Origin of the sequence: Luteolibacter arcticus (assembly GCF_025950235.1) — a bacterium.
Taxonomy (GTDB): Bacteria; Verrucomicrobiota; Verrucomicrobiia; order Verrucomicrobiales; family Akkermansiaceae; genus Haloferula; species Haloferula arctica.
On sequence record NZ_JAPDDT010000041.1, the window covers coordinates 1 to 1349 of the forward strand.

Annotated in this window: 1 protein-coding gene; it reads left to right on the forward strand. The window is 66.3% G+C overall.

Annotated elements, in window-relative coordinates; all coding sequences use genetic code 11:
• Positions 1-100 precede the first annotated feature (100 nt).
• Complete coding sequence (locus OKA05_RS29255) at positions 101-1267, forward strand: IS4 family transposase (RefSeq protein WP_264490775.1); 1167 nt, start codon at positions 101-103, stop codon at positions 1265-1267.
• Positions 1268-1349: the final 82 nt, after the last annotated feature.

Below are 1349 nucleotides of genomic sequence, written 5' to 3' on the forward strand. Positions count from 1 at the left end.
GCCAATAGTGTTCGGCATCCTCCCTGCTTGCCGGAACGGCGGCGTAGTGTGACGAAAAGGTCACTGGTACTCCCCGGCCCTTTTTGGCATTCATGCGGGCGTGGCACGCAAGCCCAAGCCGCCTGTTCCTCCGGAGATCCTCGCGGGCTTCCGTATCCTGGAACGCTTCCTCGAAGTCCTTCGCCCGCTCGACGAGCGCCGGACCAAGGATCCGCGCGAACTCGACCCGCGCCGCAAGTTCGATGCCAAGGGCTACTTCGTGATGATGCTCTTCACCCTGCTCAACCCGGTCATCGGCTCGATGCGCGGACTGTGCGCGGCTTCCAAGTCCAGGCGTTTCGCAGAGGGCACCGGGCTGCCGCCTGTTAGCCTCGGCAGTTTTTCGGAAGCCCAGGCGGTATTCGATCCCGAAATCCTTCGCGGCGTGCTGCGCGAACTGCTTTCCCGCGGCGGGGACGACTTGCCCGCGGAGCTGCGCGGCAAGCTCGGAGGCACCGCGGTGGAAGCCATCGACAGCACCGTGTGGGAAGCTGTCGGGCGGATGGAATGGGCCTGCTGGCGCGACCAATACTCCACCACCCAGAAAGCCGTGCGGCTGCATCTGCGGTGGAGGATCTTCGGGCCGGGCTGCGGGGGCGCGCAGATCACGCCGGGCCGGGAATGCGAGCGGCGGGTGCTGCGGCATGACCTGCTGGAAGCCGGCGTGATGTATGTCGGCGACCGCAACTATTCCGGCGACTACGGGCTGCTGCGTCGCATCGGTGAGATCGGCGCGGATTTCATCGTGCGCCTCCAGGACAAGTCCGTCATCCACGAGTTGGAAAAGCTGCCGATAAGCGCGAAGGAAAAGGCGGCGGGCATCACCCACCACGTGCGGGTGGCACTGGGCGGGCGCGGGGCGAAGGACGAGGGCTGGCGGTTGGTGCGCATCCAGCGACCCGGTGGCGAGAACGTGATGATCCTCACCAACGTGGCGGTGGAACGGCTCAGTGCCACGGAGATTTGCGAGATCTACCGGCAGCGCTGGAAGATCGAAGGCTTCTTCCGCTGGCTCAAATGCGTGCTGCCGTGCCGGCATTGGCTTGCGGAAGGGCCGCGCGGGGTGGCGGTGCAGGTTTACTGTGCGCTGATCGCCGCGCTGCTGCTGGCGGCACACAACGGGCGGCTGCCCGGCAAGCGCGCGATGGAAGGCATCCGGCTGTGGATGCTGGGCTGGCTGGACGACGATGAACTGGCCGCATGGCCGGGCATCGCGAAAAAAGGCTGAGCAGCGCGGACGGGATAGCGCGGCCCTTGGGGACCGCGCCGCGCAAGCGTGTCCACAGGTAGCGCGAAAGTGGGAGTGGAGA